The sequence below is a fragment of the Kitasatospora sp. NBC_01300 genome (assembly GCF_041435235.1).
Classification (GTDB): domain Bacteria; phylum Actinomycetota; class Actinomycetes; order Streptomycetales; family Streptomycetaceae; genus Kitasatospora.
In genome coordinates, this window is record NZ_CP108408.1 from 5,743,265 (window position 1) to 5,758,800 (window position 15,536).

Consider the following 15,536-nt stretch of genomic DNA (forward strand, 5'->3'; position numbering starts at 1 on the left):
TGTGGCTACGCCGCCCGCCGGAGGACTTCGACAGGCCCGGGGATCGGACTCCGCCCGGTGGCGGCCCGGTCGAGCGCTTGGGCCAAGGCGAGCACGGCCTGGTCGGCGGAGTCCTTGAGGAGGTGGCCGTAGAGGTTGATCGTGGTGGCGATGGTGGAGTGCCGCAGCGTCTTGGAGATGACGGCGACGGGGATGTTCTCGGCGATCATGATGCTGGCCGCGGTGTGGCGCAGGTCGTGCAACCCGATTCTGGGCAAGTCGAGCTCCGTGGTGCGTTTGCGGAGCTGGTCGAGGACCCACTGGGGCCGCAGCGGCGTTCCGCCCGGGCGGGCGAAGACCAGACCTTCGAGCCGGCCGTCGGGGTGGGCGTTCATCTGGATCGCGGCCTGGCGGTGGAGGGCGGCCATGACTCTGGGGGAGAGGCTGATCCAGGCGCGGCTGGCCTCGGTCTTGGGCTCCCGGAGGTGGATCTTTCCGTTGTCGATGGCGGCGAGGGTCCAGCGGACGTAGAGCTTGCGGTCCATGAGGTGGACGTCGGACCAGTGCAGGGCGAGGATCTCGCCGCGGCGCATGCCGGTGCCGAGCATGACCTCGAACAGATCGGTCAGCTGGTCCGCGTACTGCTCGGCGCCGTGCTGCAGGAAGGTAGCGGCCTGTTCGGGGGTCCAGCAGGTGCGTTCGGCGGCGCGGGGCTTGGCCGGCACGGAGTGTTTGGCCGGGTTGTAGCGCAGGCGCCAGGAGCGCACGGCGGCGTTCAGCGCGTTGCGCAGGGTGGCCACGGCCCGGTAGACGGTGACGCGCCCGCGCTGGGCGTCCAGCTGGGTGGTGACCCAGTCGTCGATGTGTTCCGGGCGCAGGTCGAGGAGCCGGAGGTGGCCGAAGGCGGGGATGAGGTCGCGCTCGACGCACGCGGCGTAGCCGGCGTACGTGTTCGGCGCGAGGTGCGGCTTTCTCGTGGCCAGCCATTCCCGCAGGTAGCTCGCGACGGTGGTACGGCGGTTCTCGTAGACCCCGCGCAGCTCACCGTCCAGCACCGCCCTCATCTCCCGGGCTGCCTCGGCCCGGCTGGCGAAGCCGCCCCGCCGACGCGTACGACGCTTGCCCTCATCCGGGGCCAGGTCGACGCAGTACGTCCACGACCCGTGCCCCGCCTCCTCCAACAACCGCACACACCACGGACCCAACTGCTTCCCGTGACCGTCCGAACAACCACACCGCCGGTACACCCGACCCCGCTGCGCACGCTGTCCCATGAGCTTCCCCTTCTCTCGGACTGGGTGGTGCCTCTGGGGCAAGAGTGGCTGCCATGTCGGGTGTGGCGGCAGAGCGTGCGGGGCGGTGCGCGAAGCACGTCAGAACCAGACGGCGAAGACACGCTCAAGACGACACACCGCCCGGAAGATCACCATCCGTAGCCAGTGGGTAAGCGACCGTGATCCGCTCGCAGGAGCCGGACCCGCAAGCTGGCCAGCGCCGTCGACACAGCGGCTGTCGGGATCGCACGGTGGTGCTTGCTGAAGGGGCGACAGATACCGCTCACCGGCAGTAGCTGCGGTGGGGTGGTCGGCCTGGGGACCATTTTGGGACCACGCGGGATGAGCGCTCATGAACGCTGATGGGTGAAAACGGACGCTTGTGCGCAAAGTAAACACTGAGTCACCGTCAGCATTCTGAGGCGCCACTTTCGCTGAGAGTTTCCAACTCACTTTCTCCTCAGCATAGTTGAGCAACAAAGAAGCCGGGACCTTGAGGTCCCGGCTGTCGACAATAGTTGAACCCCTTGACTGGGGGTCAAGGGGTCGCAGGTTCAAATCCTGTCGTCCCGACAGTGATGTCGGTTGTGAGAGCGGGTACTTGGGAAACCAGGTGCCCGCTCTCAGTCGTTTCCGGGGGGAGTGCGGTCGCAGGGCGGCCGCGTCCGTCTCTCCGACCTGGTGGTTTGTGGCCGGGGTGAGTCTGGGGTGATCGCAGCTCCTGGCGTGGCGTCAGTTGATCTCGCATTCTGGTGCCGGGGATGACCTAGAGAAAGTCGGCGTGGACGTCGTTGTAGGTCTCGGCGTTGTGGTGGAGGAAGGCGGATGCCTGCTGTGGTGTCCAGCACCGGCGCTCGGGTGCGGCGGGACGCTTCAGTGCGGCGTTGCGGGCGGGATTGCTGGCCGGCAGGTCGGTGCTGACGGCGGCGTTCATGGCGCTGGAGAGGATGGTGCAGCAGCGGTGGACGGTGGGGCGTCCGCGGCCGGCGGCCAGCTGTTCGCGGGACCAGGTGGTGACATGTCGGTCGCGCAGGGCGTTCAGGGGCAGGTGCATCGGTCGGGGGCGATCTGGGACCACGCGCTATTCACCTCCGCCGTTGAGGGCTTTTTGGGTGAACGAACAGCGCGGGCTGTCTACCGTCCGACGTGCAGAGATGGCAATGGCCGGGCGGCTGGGGGTACTGCGTGGCTGGGCCTTCGCCCGGGATGAGAATGATCTCCTGATGTACGTATCGCCGCTGAGAATTGTGTACTGACGGCCGCCTCTGCACGTAGGATCGGCGGAACTGTTTGCGGCCCGACAGGCTTCCCGCTGAGGACACGCCCCCAACCCGCACGAATCACTCGTGGTCTGGTCTGGGGGAGTCCCTTCGTGCCCATGCTCCTGCTGAAGTTGTCGGCGCAGGATCTGCTCACTCTGAACTCGCGCCGCCGGATGGTGCCGCATCTTGCCGAACGGTGGCGAAAGTTCCGGGAGCACGAGGCTTCGGAGACGGAGCGGTTCGCGTGGGCGGAGAGTCTGATTTGTCTGGCGAACGATTTGGTCGCCGCTGATCGTGGCAATGTGCAGATGGTCGTCGAGTGCGCCGCGACTGTTGACGAGGACATCAAGGGGAGCAGTCCCAGGCTCGTGGACGTCGTCCTGGTGGGCCGCCACCCGCGCGAGAATCGGCCGTCCGTCCAGCTGGTGGAGCTGAAGCGTTGGTCGACCGTGACCAGGGTCGAGCGGGCCGTTGCGGACCAGATCTACGTGGCGGGCCTGGCGAAGCCCAAGAAGCACCCTGCGTTGCAACTGCGCGAGTACTACAACGCGTTCACCGGCAACCGGGGTCCCTTCGGCACGGTCGACATCGAGTGCGGCGGCTTTGCCTACCTGCACAACGCCACTGAGGACTCTGTCCGTCCACTGATCGACGTGGACGCACCGACGGGTGTCTATGCGCAGGTGTACACCGGTGATCGTCGCCGCCGGTTGCTGACCGACTTGCAGGGACACTTCGCCGCCGACGGCGGCGGCACCGAGGCCGAGCTGCTGCTGCAGGGCATCGGCGTGCGCAACGCACCGCTGCTCGACGCGATGATGCGGTCCCGGGGCACGGACACGGTCTTCACCCTGCGCGGGCGGCAGAAAGCGGTGGCTGATCAGATCCTGGAGACAGCTGCCGAGGTACTGCCCTCCTTGAAGCAGCCCGCGCTGGTTCCGGACGAGCGACGAGTCGTTTTCCTGGTGACCGGTGGCGCAGGCACCGGAAAGAGCGCTATCGGCCTGCAGATCAAGGCGGAGCTGGAGGCCGCCGGCCGGAACGTCAACTACGCCAGCGGGAGCAGGGCCTTCAACGCGGCGATGCAGGAGCACGTCGGTGTCGGTGACCGGGAGTTCAAGGAGACTTTCACCTACTTCTTCGACTACGTCACGACGCCCGACCCGCTGCTCGACGTTCTGATCTGCGATGAGGCACACCGACTCCGTGACCGCTCCGAGAACCGGTTCTGGCCGCCGGAGAAGCAGGGATCCCGGCCGCAGGTGGACGAACTCCTCGATGCGTCCCGGCTGATGGTGTTCTTCCTCGACGAAGGCCAGGTTGTTCGTCCGAAGGAGGTCGGTACGGTCGACCTGATCCAGCAGGCGGCCGATCGGCGTGGAGCCACGGTGGTGCGGTACGGCCTCCGCGAGCAGTTCCGATGCGGTGGCAGTGACGCGTACGTCCGTTGGGTGCACGCGCTGCTCGGTCTGTCGGACGACGAGCCTGAGCACTGGACGCCGGACGGCTTGATGCATGTCGAGGTGGTGGACACGCCGGACGCGCTCAGGGACATCATCCTCGGCGAGGACAGCGCCGGGGCATCCGCGCGTATGGTCGCCGGTTACTGCTGGCCCTGGACCGAGCCTCTGGGCCGGGAGAAGCGACTGGAGCGGGACGTCAGGATCGGTGACTGGCACCAGCCGTGGAACGCGAAGAGCGACACCTTCTGCGCGGACGGCGTCCCGCCCGGTGTCAGGTGGTCGACGCACGAGAACGGCGTCGGCCAGGTCGGCTGTGTGTACACCGCGCAGGGCCTCGAGTGGGACTGGTGCGGAGTGATCATGGGCGATGACATGGTGCGCCGGGATGACCAGTGGGTGTTCCGCCGAGGCAAGGAGACGGAGAAGTCGGCGCAAGGCGTGAGGCGGGTGAGGGTTCCAGGATCGCTTGATCCGAAGGTCAGCGCGAGCAGCGTCGGTGACGAGGAGTTCGCCCGCCTGATCCGGCACGCCTACCACGTGCTGATGACCCGGGCCAGCCGGGCGACCGTGCTCTATTCCACGGACGAGGAGACCCGGGCCTACCTCAAGGACCTTGTCGGGGAGACCGAGATCCACGGATTGCGGCCGACCCGGGAGAGCCTGCCACGGCACTACGCCCGTCCGAAGCGGGGACGGAAGACGCCCAAGAACGACCTTCGCTTGTTCTGACGGAAGGTGTGGACAAGTGGAAGTGGCGGGCTCGCCGGGCCCGCCACTGACCTGCGTCAGAAGAGCAGGTGCGCCACCGAGGTCAGCGCCGCCACCAGCATGTTGGTGGCGACTCCGACGGCGATGTCGGTGAGGATCTCGCGGATCCGTCCACGACGCGCAGGCTTGTACTCGATCGAGGTCATGCGGCCATCTCCAGACAGTGATATCGGAATGGCAGGGGGCGCCCTACCGGGCAACCACGCTCACGTCAGATGTTGACCACCTGACGGGCACAACCATTCGTCAATCGCCGCCTGTCGAGGGCGCATGGAACCTGGGCCTCGTACCCTCCGGGAAGGTGCGCAGCGCAATGATGCTACCGCGTGGACGCGTTGGCGTCGGGGATCAGCGAGCGGAACCTCGCAGGACGCACGCCGGTCCGCCGCCATGCCCCGCAGGGGTGCCGATCAGCCGCGACGGCCGTGCGTCACCTCGCTCTGCTCCACCTGTTGGCCGGCCACCAGGTTCCGCAGTTTGGCGCGTGTCTCCGGGTCCGTCGAGTACACGACCGTTCCGATCATTCCGCGAGTGAGTAGCACCTTGTAGGTGTTGCGGATCAGGCGGTCGATGTCGGCGTCGGTGGTGGACTTGCGGAAGACGGGGTCCTTGGATGCCGTCCGGTCGGTGATCCATCGGTCGGTCCGCCAGACGAGGTCCGGTCCGAGGATGACGCCGCTCCAGTCGTACTCGAAGCCCTGGGCGGTGTAGACGCAGCCGACCTGGCCGAAGCCGGCCGGATCGGTGGCCCAGAGCGCGGCCGGCGGGGCGCCCGCGATCGAGCGGTCGCCGTACACGTTCCAGGGCCGGGCCCAGTCACCGATGTGCACGTCGAGGGGGAGCGGATCACCCGGGGCCACCTTCGTCGTCCACTTCCAGCAGTACCCGGCCGACATGCGGGCGCCGTATCCCTCCGCGCGGCGGGCGTCGAGGAACGCCTCCAGCGCCTGGGGGCTGTCGACCACCTCCAGAGCCACCTTGCCGTCGGGCTCCCAGCCGACCGGGCCACCGGGCTCGAGGCCCAGCAGGCGCACCACCCAGTGCAGGTAGGCGTCGCTGCCTCCGCAGCGGAACTGGCTGTCCAGCTCCACCACCTGGCAGCCCAGGCCCTTCACGGCGGCGGCCGCCCGGATCTGGGCCACGGTGCCCATCTCGCCCGGCCGGACGACCTGGTGCTCGTCCAGCAGGAACACCGGCACCCGGGCGGCGTCGATCAGCTCCTCGATCTGGGGCTTGCCGGTGCGCTGGGCGGCCCGCGTGTAGCGGTTGGCCGACGTCTCCCGGATCCGGTGGGCCTCGTCGCAGATCAGCACGTCCAGGCCGTTGCGCTCGGCGGTCATGAAGCTGTTGAAGTACTTGAACAGCTCCTGCACCTGCTTCTTCCGCGCCCCGGCCATCCGGCGCATGGTCGTGGTGAACGAGCTCGACCCGGTCGCGTGCAGAGCCGTGACACCACGCCGGTACAGATCACCCAGGAGGGACAGCGCGATCACGCTCTTCCCGGTACCCGGACCGCCCGTGATGACGACGACCTCCTTGTGATCGGACTGCTGCGCCTGACGGACCGCGCGCAGCACCAGCTCGTAGGCGACCCGCTGCTCGTCCAGCAGGACGAACTGCTCGCGCTCGCGGACCTCCTCGGCGGCCACCGCCATCAACTGCTTGGACGGGGCCACCTTGCCCGCGAGCAACTGGTCCGCCGCCTCCGCGCCGGAGACCGGCTTCAACTTCGACCGGAGGTACTGGATGAACTCCCCGCGGCGCTCGGCGGTGAAGAGCCGGCCGCGCTCGTCCTGCGGCACCTCGTACAGGCCCTGGACGCCGAACTCCGTCGCGTTGTGGAGGAAAGCCACACCGGAGAGCCGCTCGGGATGGGCGGCGAGTGCGCCGTTGAAGGAGATGAGGTAGTCGCAGTAGCCGCGGACCTGCTCGATCGGGTTCAGTACCGGCCGGGCGTAGGCGTCGACCCGGCAGAGCAGGGGCTCGCCGTCCTCCGGCAGCGCGCTGCTCCACTGCTTGAGTTCGACCACGACGTACGACGGCTCGCCCGTGCTCGGGTGGACGCCGGCGAGTATGACGTCAGCTCGCTTGCTGTTGAGCGGCAGCGAGTACTCGAGGAGTACCTCGACCATGCCGAGTCCGGCGTCCAGGAGCGCGTTGGTCAGGGCCGGGATGCTCTGCTCCCAGGAGCGGGCCTCGGATGAGCTGGGCTTGTGGCCGTGCTTGTGGACGAACTGGTCGATGAGGCGCACGAACAGTGATCCGGCCAGGCTCTCGGCGGCGACCGCGGACGCGGAGTCGCGGAACAGCAAAACATGCTCCCAGGCAGCACGAAGTGACTCGTGCGGGTGGGGGCATGTCCCTGGAGGGAAGCCCGGCGGGCCGCGCTGATGACAGGGCCAAACCTACAACGGAGCGTGTGAACTCGTACCGAACACCTGAGCCTTCACCAACCGCAAGGCGAACCGGGAATGAGCGGCCGGGACGGCTTGCGTGGCCGACAGAGTCCCGGAGCAGACCGTCCTGGACGGGGTTGCTCTGACAGCGTGGGCCACGACAGCCGCGACAGAGTTGGGGAGGGGCTGTCGCGCGGAAAACTGGGGGTCAAGGGGTCGCAGGTTCAAATCCTGTCGTCCTGAGAGTGATGTCGGAAGGTTGTTGGCCGGGAGAAATCCCAGGCCGGCGGCCTTTTTTGTTGATGGGGCGGCAGGTGGTCGACGGCCGTGGGGTCGGTGTCTTGCGATCTTGTCGGGGACCAGCTGGGGGCCGTGACCGCTGGTTGGGGGATCGCCGTGGATTCGCTGGCCTGGCAGCCCGGGGGGCTTGGGTGGGCGGAGTAGGGCGTTGATGGTCGGGTGCTCGGCGGGCAGGGCGTTGAGGTTGCGGGCGTTGCGGTGGGCGAGGGTGCCGTAGTCGGCGCGCTTGGCCTGGGTGGGGGAGACGCTGGGGGCGGTGGGGGCGGTCGGTGGGGAGGGGAGGTGGGAGTGGGCCTGCTGGTGTCGTGTCCGGGGTGGGGTTCGGCAGGCTAGCGTGGGGGCGGACGCGAGGGTGCGGCGGTGTTGGTTGGGTGCCGCGGTGGAGCAGGGGGTGTGGGGTGTTCGAGCCGGTGTCGCTGTCGGCGGTGGCCGCTGTTTTCGGCGCCGTGGGTGCGAGCGTGGCGAGCGAGGCCGGTAAGTGGGCCTGGGAGTCGGCGGGTGCCTTCGTCCGCAGGGTGACCGGGCGGGACGTGCCGGCGCCGACCGGTGCCGTCGAACGGGCTGCTGTGGCGCAGCTGTTGCTGGATGTGGCGGGGTCGGATCCTGCGCAGGCCAGGGCGATTCGGGCCTGGCTGGGGGGCCAGGGCGGGGGCTGGTCCGGGCCGTTGGCGGCGCCCTCCCTGCTGCCGCCCTCCGACCGCTTCTTCACCGACCGGCGCAAGGTGCTGGCCCTGTTGGACAAGGAGGCCGGGCGGAAGACGGACGGCACGCCCCGCGTCAGCGTTCTGTACGGGCCTCAGGGGATGGGCGTGAGTGCCGCGGCCGTTCACTGGGGCGCCCTGCAGCGGAAGCGGTTTCCGGACGGGCAGCTGTATGCGGACCTCTCCGGCGGGTCGCCGGCGACCGCGCCCGATGCGGCCGCCGTGCTCCGGCAGTTCCTGATCCACCTCGGTATGCCGGCGGACCGGGTTCCGCCGGCCGCGCAGGACCGGGTCGAGCGGTTCCGGTCGCTGGTCGCCGAGCGGCAGCTGCTCGTCGTGCTGGACCACGCCCGGTCGGCGGCCCAGGTCCGGCCGTTGATCACTGCGGCTCCGGGCGTCGTCACGGTCGTGGTGGCCCGGCGTCCGCTCACCGGTCTCGACGCCGTCCCGATTCCGGTGGGGCCGCTGTCCGACAAGGACGCCAGGCGGCTGCTCACGGACCTTGCGGGGAAGGAGACCGTCTCCGCCGCCGGCACCGCCCTGGCGGATGTTCTCGAACGGTGTGGCGGATCGCCCTTCGCCCTGCGCGCCGCGGCTCCCCGGCTGGCGTTCATCCCCCAGCAGCGCCGGGGTGGTGGTGGCGACGGCGGTGGCGATCCCCACGGGGGTGATCCGGTGCGCGCCGCCGTGCAGGAGTCGTACGAGGTACTGGAGCCGGAGGAGGCCCGGCTGTTCCGGCTCTGTGCCCTGCGGCCGTGGCCGGCCGTCGGTCCCGAGCTGGCCGTGGCGGTCGCCGGACCCGGCGGACCCGCGGTTGAGCGCGCTGGTGTCCTGCTGGCCGGGCTCGCCGAGGCCGGACTGGTGGAGGCCACGCCCGAGGGCCGCTACCGCTACCGGCCCGCCGTGCGCCGGTTCGCCGAGGAGCAGGCGGCGCGGGTGGACGGTCTGGCCGCATGCGCGGGTGCGGTGACGCGTGCCGTGGAGCACCTGCTGCGCTTCGCCGTCCGGGCCGACTACGCGGCGTTGCGGGAGCGTTGGCACGTCGGGCCGCTCTACCGGGAACTCGGGCCCGGCGACTACCCGGACGCCGGTGCGGCGTTGGCCGCGCTGGCCGCGGAGGTGGGCAACCTGGTCGAGGCGGTGCTCGCCGCCGAGGAGTTGGCCGCGCCGGCCACGGCGTGCGAGCTCGCGGAGGCGTCGTGGGCGGTGCAGCTCAAGGCCGGTCGGCACGAGGTTTTGTTGCCGGCGCTGCGCACCGCCGTGCGGGCGGCGGTCGCGCACGACCCGGACTCGGCGATGGCCGGCCGGATGCACACCCAGTTGGCGTTCGCCCTGATGGAACTGGACCTGCTGGCCGAGGCCGAGAGCTGTCTGGTCGACGCCTCCTCGGCGTTCGAACGGGCCGGTCACCTGCTGGGCCAGGCCACGGCCGTCGAGTCGCTCGGGCTGCTGAGGCTTCGGCAGTGGCGGTGGCAGCCCGCGTACGACTGCTTCGAGCAGGCCGACGGACTGCTCGCCTCGATCGGACCGGACCACGAGCGGGCGGGGGACGTTCCGCGGGCCCGGGCGCTGCTGAAGCGGCACCGGGGGCGGGCGCTGCGAGGCCTGGCCGAGTACGAGCGGGCCCGGGTCTGGCTGACGGAGGCGTTGTCCGACTTCCGGCGTCTGCACGACAACTACAACGCGGCCCGCACCCTCACCAATCTCGCCGAGACCTGGGCGGACACCTCGGCGACGGAGGAGGCGCTGGCCGCGATCGACGAGGCCGCCGCGATCCTGGACCGTGAGCAGGCGGAGCCCCATCTGCGCTACCTGGCGGGCCTGCGGCAGCAGTGCCTCACGGAACGGGACTGACCAGGACCGGGTGGGACGCGCCGCCGGTGCGCACGGTCAGCTCCATCGGCGGCAGGGGTTGTAGGGGTCGCAGGGGTTGCAGGGGTCGGGGGACGGCGGCGTTGTCCAGTTGGGCGAACAGCGCCGAGGCGGCCGCCGCCGGGTCGAGCGAGGGGCTGGTGAGGCGGACGAATCCCCGGTCACGCAGCAGCACTTCACAGGTGTCCGGGCCGGAGACGAAGGCCGCGAGCGAGCAGTTCGGGTAGCGGGCGAGCGTCGCCGCGGCCCACTCCCGGGGCGGACCGATCCGGGGGTCGTCGGCCTCCCCGTGGCGGAGGATCGCGTCGGCCAGGCCGAGGAGGCCCTGGTCGAGGGTGTCCTCGTGCACCGCGAGGTGGTCGGAGCCCGGCCCGGAAGGACCGTACCGGCCTTCGGCGACCCGCTCGACGGTGACTTCGTGCGGGCGGGGCCCCGGGTGGGTGCGGACCCGCAGCGGCACGGTTCTGGTCGGTGGCCGGTAGTCCGGGAGCGGGAGCAGGTCCAGGAGGGCCGGCTCTGTCGGCTCGGGCAGCTCCATGACCTCGTAGAAGAGCGAGCGCAGCAGGGCGGCTGCCTCGCCGGGTGCCGAGGTGGTCAACTCGCCTGGGCTGGTGGGAGATTGATGAGTCGTCAAGAGCTTTTCCAGCTGCGGTCGCAGGGGGGAGTCCAGGGCGAGCCGGGGGGCTTCGCGGACGAAGGCCGCCACCGGCGAGGTGGCGCCCAGGACCTCGTCGGAGGCCGCGCCGAGCAGAACGGGGGTGCCCAGTGCCGCGGCGTAGTAGCTGACCGAGCCGAAGTCCCCGATCACCGCGTCGGCGGCGATCAGTGCCTGTCGCCAGCTGTCCAGGGGATCGATCAGGGTGAGGCCGGCCCGCTCGGCGCGGTCCAGCCAGAGGCGGACCTGGCCGGGGCCGTGGCCGTGCCAGATGTTCGGGTGGAGGACGGCCGCCACCCGGTAGTCGTCGACCGGGAGTTCGGCGGTGAGGCGGTCGAGCAGCCACGGCAGCGGGTCGTTCGCGCCGGCGTCACCGAAGAGCGACTGCGGGTTCCAGGTGGAGTTGAGCACGATGAGCCGCTGTCCGGGCCGGACGCCGAACGCGCGGCGATGGCGTTCCCGGTGCGGAAGGGCGGCCAGGATGCGGTCGAAGCAGGGGTCGCCGCCGAGCACCGCCGTCGGAGCGGCCTCGGGGCAGGCTTCGCGCAGCCGGCCGAGCTGCTCGGGGTGGGAGAGCACCATCGCCCGGGCGAGCGGAACCCCGTCGGACAGCAGCCACTCGGGCGCCAGGCCGAAGACGGGGGCATGCGGCGCGTTCGGTGTTCGGTGTTCGGTGTTCGGTGTTCGGTGTTCGGTGTTCGGTGTTCGGTGTTCGGTGTTCGGTGTCGCGAGCGTTTTATTGTATCCCGCTCCGTGTGAGAGGACGACCAACTGCCCCTGGAGCTCGGAGAGTTCACCGCCGAAGCTGGCCGACAGGGCGAGGTCCACGGGTGTCTGCTTGGCCTGCTCCCACGGAAGTACCGGAACTCCGAGGGAGCTCAACAGTTCGGCGACTCCCGCGCTGAAGGGGGACGATCCCGTACAGGTGGCCAGCAGTTGGATCCGGAGGTCGTCGCGGAACAGCGGAACGACGTCCAGGAGCCGGGTCGCGGAGGTCACGTTGTGGACGACGAGGAGAACCCGGCGGCAGCCACCGCGGGTGGTCCACCTCGAGGCGTCCTCACCCACCGGAACCCGGATCCAGTCGGTCACCAGCCCTGCCAACCCGCCGCTCCTTCGATGCTCGCCGCCTCCCCTCGCGAGGTCCGTCCATTGTCCCACGGAGTGGATGTTGAGGCTCGGCCTCGGTCGGGGCCGGTCGGTTCGGCCGGACCCGACGCGCGGTCAGGGTCGTCGCTCGGCGACGGGTTGGGGGGGTGGGGGTGATGGGGGGGTGATCAGAGTTCGAGGCGGATGGCCGCGGCCGGGCAGACCGCGGCGGCGTCCTGGACGGCCTGGTGGAGGTCGGCGGGGGGTGTGGCGTCGAGGAGGACGACGATGCCGTCCTCGTCGCGCTGGTCGAAGACCTCGGGGGCGGCGAGTACGCAGTGGCCGGCGCCGCAGCACTTTTCCTGGTCGATGTGGATGAGCATGGCTTTCCCTTCGGAGGATCGGTTCGGACGCGGGGGGCCGCTACCAGGCGAGGGGGAGCTCGTGGACGCCGTAGATGAGCATGTCGCCCCGGAAGCGGATCTCCTCGAACGGTACGGCCAGGCGCAGTTCGGGCAGTCGCCGCAGGATGGAGTTCAGTGCGATCTGCAGTTCCAGCCGGGCCAGGGGCTGTCCGAGGCACTGGTGGACGCCGAAGCCGAAGGCCAGGTGGAGGCGCGCGTCGCGGGAGAGGTCGAGCTCGTCGCCGTCGGGGAACTTCTGCTCGTCCCGGTTCGCGGTGCTGATCATGCAGATCACGCCCTCGCCCTCCCGGATCCGGACGTCGCCGATGGTGACGTCCTCGGTGGCGACCCGGGTCAGGCCGGAGTGCACGATGGTGAGGTAGCGCAGCAGTTCCTCGACGGCGCCGGCGACCGACTCCGGGTGCTCGCGCAGGTGGGCGAGCTGGGTGGGGTTCTGCAGCAGGGCCAGGATGGAGAGCGCGGTCATGTTCGCCGTGGTCTCGTGTCCGGCGACCAGCAGCAGCCGGCCCATGGCGCCGATCTCCTCGGTGTTCAGCTCGCCGCGGGCGACCAGGCGGCTGAGGATGCCGTCGTCGGGCTCGGTGCGCTTGGAGTCGGTGAGCTTGATCAGGTAGTCGACCAGGTTCTTCTGGGCGATCTGCACCTCTTCGGCCGAGGAGTCGCGGCGCAGCAGGACCCGGCTGCACTCCTGGAAGAAGTCGTGATCCTGGTAGGGGACGCCGAGCAGCAGGCAGATGACCAGGGACGGCAGCGGCAGCGCGAACTCGTGGACCAGGTCGCCGGAGTTGCGGCCGGCGGTCATCTCGTCGAGCAGTTCGTCGGCGATGCGCTGGATCTCGGGGCGCAGCGCCTCGACCTTCTTGATCATGAATTCGCTGGTGAGCATCCGGCGCAGGTGGGCGTGCTCCGGGTCGTCCATCCGGATGAAGGTCCGCTGGCCGGTGCTCAGCTGCCGGGCGCCGGCGCTGATGAACGGGAAGCCGGACCGGGCGGCGTCCGAGCTGAAGCGGGCGTCGCTGAGCACGGCCTTGATGTCGTCGTGGCGGGTGACCAGCCAGCTGGGGGCGCCGTCCCAGAGGGTGATCCGGCTGATCGGCTCGTCCTGCTGGGCTTGCTGGTAGGCCGGCGGCGGGTCGAACGGGCAGCCGCCACGGGCGGCGGGGTGGGTGAACCGGGGGTTGTGAGCGGCGGTGGCCATCATGGGCTCCCTTCGCGGAGCGGATTTGCCGGTGGCGCCGAGCGGATGGGCCTGCGGTGCCGTGGGGTAGCGCCCGGGACCATTGCATGCCCTAAGCAACTAACTCACCGTCACGCTAACTCGCGGTCAGTGGTGGCGAAAGGGCCCATCCGGTGGCGAACGAATCTGTCCGGAAACCGGCCAGTGGTCGAGAGGGGAGCCACTCCCCGAACGGGGTCGCTACAGTTCCCCCATGCCGGACGCAACAGACAATCCGACCGCCACCTCCGAACTGGAGGAGGTGCTGGCCTCGCTGGCCTACCTGCTGACCCGCTCGCAGGAGCACGAGCGCCAGACGGCGCGGGCCGGCATCACGGCGGCGCGCTCGGACGTCTACCTGCTGCGCGCGCTCGCCGAGGCCGAGGAGGTCAGCCGGGTGGGCGACCTGGCCGCCCGGCTGATGGTCAAGCCCTCCCACGTCACCCGGCAGATCGACCGGCTGCAGACCCAGCAACTGGTGGAACGCACTCCGGACGCGCTCGACCGCCGGGCCCGCCAGGTGGCGCTCACGGCCGAGGGGCGGGCGATGCTCAACCGTCTGAAACAGGCCAACATCGCCGGTCTGGCCAATGCGCTGGACGGCATTCCGGCGCCGGACGTCGCCGCCACGGTCAGCGTGCTGCGCCACTTGGTGGACCGGTACGTGCGGCAGGTCAGGATCAAGATGCTGTCCGAGGACGCCACGCCCGCGGACCGGGCGGCCGGGGGCGTCGGGGGCGCCGACTCGGGCCCGAACCACTGCCCCTGACACGGGGTGTGGGAAGGAGGGGGCGCCGGGGTGGGCGCCCCCTCCGGGGTCAGGGCCGTACGGAGGTCAGGGCCGTACGGAGGTCAGGACTGTGCGGCGATTGCGGCGATCAGGACCGTGTGGCGATCAGGGCGGCCAGTCCGTCCAGGCCGCGGTCGACGGTGTCCGGGTCGACCTGGCTGACGGAGAGCCGCAGTTGCCGCTCCCCGCCCGCGCCCGGGTAGAAGTGCGACATCGGGGTCCAGATCACCCCGTACTCCGAGGCCGAGAGTTCGAGCAGCGCGTCGTCCACCGTGAACGGCACCGTGACCACCAGGAAGAACCCGCCGCGCGGCTCGTTCCAGCTCACCCCGCTGCCGGGCGGGAAGCGCCGGGCCAGGCCCGCCAGGACGAGCGCGAGGTTGCGCCGGTAGAGCGCGGCGACCTCGGTGTTGGCGGCCCGCAGGCTGTAACCGTGTTCGAGCAGCGCCCCGCCGATCACGGCCTGGGCGATCGGTGAGGTGTTCACCGTGGTCATGCTCTTGATCATGCCGAGCAGGTCGGCCAGCAGGTCGGTGCCGCCCGCGCCGTCCGCCACCGGCTGGTCCGCCACCACGTACCCGACCCGGGCGCCCGGGAGGGCCGTCTTGGCGAAGGAGCCGAGGTGGACGACCCGCCGTACGGTGTCCAGGGCCTTGAGCGAGGGCAGTCGCTCCTCGCCGGCGAAGACGCAGTACGGGTTGTCCTCCAGCAGGAGGAAGTCCTCCTCGGCGGCCAGGGCGAGCAGCTCCCGCCGCAGCTCCAGCGGCAGGCTGGCCCCGCTCGGGTTGGCGACGTCCGGTACCAGGTAGAGGGCGCGCGGGCGCAGCCCCTCGGCCCGGGCGGCGGCCAGTTGGCGGCGCAGGTCGGCGAGGTCCACGCCGTCCGGGCCGTCGGCCACCGGCCGCACCGGCAGGTCGGCGAGCAGTGCCGCGCCGGTCAGCCCCACGTACGTGGGCGAGACGGCGAGCACCACGTCCTCGGGGCCGCGGCGCAGCGCCCGCAGCACCAGGAACATCGCCTCCTGGCAGCCCACCGTCACCACGATCGACTCGGCGGGCACCTCGATGCCCTCGTCCACCGCGAGGTGGGTGGCGATCAGCTCGTGGATGATCCCCTTGGTCCGCCCGTACTGGAGGACCTGCCGCCGGGCCGCCTCCTCGGAGAGCCCGCGTTCGGCGCGCAGGTGGGCGACGTAGCGGTCCAGGTGGCGGTGGACGGCGTCGAGTTCGAAGAACTGCTCCGCCGGGCGGCCCGCGGCGAAGGAGACCGCCTCCGGGTAGCGGATGGAGATCTCGTTGAGCAGGTTCATCGAGGTCATCGCCGGGTCGGCGAGGGAGGGGTGCAGG

At 70.3% G+C, this 15,536-nt stretch carries 11 protein-coding genes and 1 tRNA gene; 4 read left to right on the plus strand and 8 right to left on the minus strand.

Annotation, left to right across the window (positions count from 1 at the left end; all coding sequences use genetic code 11):
- Positions 1-5: 5 nt before the first annotated feature.
- Positions 6-1,163: a tyrosine-type recombinase/integrase gene (locus tag OG556_RS25520; protein ID WP_371519700.1), complete on the minus strand. Its 1,158-nt coding sequence runs from the start codon at positions 1,161-1,163 to the stop codon at positions 6-8.
- 576 nt (positions 1,164-1,739) lie between these two features.
- On the opposite strand from OG556_RS25520, the gene OG556_RS25525 reads away from it, so the two are divergent.
- Positions 1,740-1,826: transfer RNA gene (locus OG556_RS25525), tRNA-Pro, on the plus strand.
- Between the two features lie 193 nt (positions 1,827-2,019).
- Here OG556_RS25525 and OG556_RS25530 read toward each other — a convergent pair.
- Complete coding sequence (locus tag OG556_RS25530; protein ID WP_371519702.1) at positions 2,020-2,307, minus strand: hypothetical protein; 288 nt, start codon at positions 2,305-2,307, stop codon at positions 2,020-2,022.
- Between the two features lie 324 nt (positions 2,308-2,631).
- Between OG556_RS25530 and OG556_RS25535 the strand changes: the two genes are divergently transcribed.
- A complete protein-coding gene (locus OG556_RS25535) occupies positions 2,632-4,707 on the plus strand; it encodes a DUF2075 domain-containing protein (RefSeq protein ID WP_371519705.1) in 2,076 nt (691 codons plus the stop codon).
- A 56-nt stretch (positions 4,708-4,763) separates the two neighbouring features.
- Here the strand turns inward: OG556_RS25535 and OG556_RS25540 are convergent, their stop codons facing one another.
- Together OG556_RS25540 and OG556_RS25545 are read right to left on the minus strand one after the other, a co-directional pair.
- Positions 4,764-4,892: a DUF6408 family protein gene (locus OG556_RS25540; protein ID WP_371519709.1), complete on the minus strand. Its 129-nt coding sequence runs from the start codon at positions 4,890-4,892 to the stop codon at positions 4,764-4,766.
- Between the two features lie 264 nt (positions 4,893-5,156).
- Positions 5,157-7,058: a DNA/RNA helicase domain-containing protein gene (locus OG556_RS25545; RefSeq protein ID WP_371519712.1), complete on the minus strand. Its 1,902-nt coding sequence runs from the start codon at positions 7,056-7,058 to the stop codon at positions 5,157-5,159.
- A 782-nt stretch (positions 7,059-7,840) separates the two neighbouring features.
- On the opposite strand from OG556_RS25545, the gene OG556_RS25550 reads away from it, so the two are divergent.
- The gene (locus tag OG556_RS25550) at positions 7,841-9,997 is read left to right on the plus strand and encodes a tetratricopeptide repeat protein (RefSeq protein WP_371519715.1); all 2,157 of its coding nucleotides are present in this window, start codon (positions 7,841-7,843) and stop codon (positions 9,995-9,997) included.
- On the opposite strand, the gene OG556_RS25555 is transcribed toward OG556_RS25550, so the two are convergent.
- The 3 genes from OG556_RS25555 to OG556_RS25565 all read right to left on the minus strand — a co-directional run bounded on the left by OG556_RS25555 (position 9,981) and on the right by OG556_RS25565 (position 13,382).
- Positions 9,981-11,774, minus strand: coding sequence for a hypothetical protein (locus OG556_RS25555; protein WP_371519718.1), 1,794 nt, complete (start codon positions 11,772-11,774; stop codon positions 9,981-9,983). The two genes, OG556_RS25550 and OG556_RS25555, sit on opposite strands and share 17 nt — an antisense overlap.
- A gap of 173 nt (positions 11,775-11,947) precedes the next feature.
- Positions 11,948-12,142 carry a ferredoxin gene (locus OG556_RS25560; RefSeq protein ID WP_371519721.1) on the minus strand — a complete coding sequence of 65 codons (195 nt, stop codon included), beginning with the start codon at positions 12,140-12,142 and terminating at the stop codon, positions 11,948-11,950.
- A 40-nt stretch (positions 12,143-12,182) separates the two neighbouring features.
- A complete protein-coding gene (locus OG556_RS25565) occupies positions 12,183-13,382 on the minus strand; it encodes a cytochrome P450 (protein ID WP_371519723.1) in 1,200 nt (399 codons plus the stop codon).
- A gap of 232 nt (positions 13,383-13,614) precedes the next feature.
- Here OG556_RS25565 and OG556_RS25570 point away from each other — a divergent pair, with 232 nt between their 5' ends.
- Positions 13,615-14,169, plus strand: a complete 555-nt coding sequence (locus OG556_RS25570; protein ID WP_371519726.1) for a MarR family winged helix-turn-helix transcriptional regulator — start codon at positions 13,615-13,617, stop codon at positions 14,167-14,169.
- Positions 14,170-14,278: 109 nt separating this feature from the next.
- Here OG556_RS25570 and OG556_RS25575 read toward each other — a convergent pair whose 3' ends face one another.
- Complete coding sequence (locus OG556_RS25575) at positions 14,279-15,508, minus strand: PLP-dependent aminotransferase family protein (protein WP_371522891.1); 1,230 nt, start codon at positions 15,506-15,508, stop codon at positions 14,279-14,281.
- Positions 15,509-15,536 lie beyond the last annotated feature (28 nt).

Coding starts and splice junctions, on each gene's coding strand:
- OG556_RS25540 (WP_371519709.1), bottom strand. CDS start 4,892: ATGACCTCGATCGAGTACAAGCCTGCGCGTCGTGGACGGATCCGCGAG.
- OG556_RS25565 (WP_371519723.1), bottom strand. CDS start 13,382: ATGGCCACCGCCGCTCACAACCCCCGGTTCACCCACCCCGCCGCCCGT.
- OG556_RS25530 (WP_371519702.1), bottom strand. CDS start 2,307: ATGCACCTGCCCCTGAACGCCCTGCGCGACCGACATGTCACCACCTGG.
- OG556_RS25560 (WP_371519721.1), bottom strand. CDS start 12,142: ATGCTCATCCACATCGACCAGGAAAAGTGCTGCGGCGCCGGCCACTGC.
- OG556_RS25535 (WP_371519705.1), top strand. CDS start 2,632: ATGCTCCTGCTGAAGTTGTCGGCGCAGGATCTGCTCACTCTGAACTCG.
- OG556_RS25575 (WP_371522891.1), bottom strand. CDS start 15,508: ATGACCTCGATGAACCTGCTCAACGAGATCTCCATCCGCTACCCGGAG.
- OG556_RS25570 (WP_371519726.1), top strand. CDS start 13,615: ATGCCGGACGCAACAGACAATCCGACCGCCACCTCCGAACTGGAGGAG.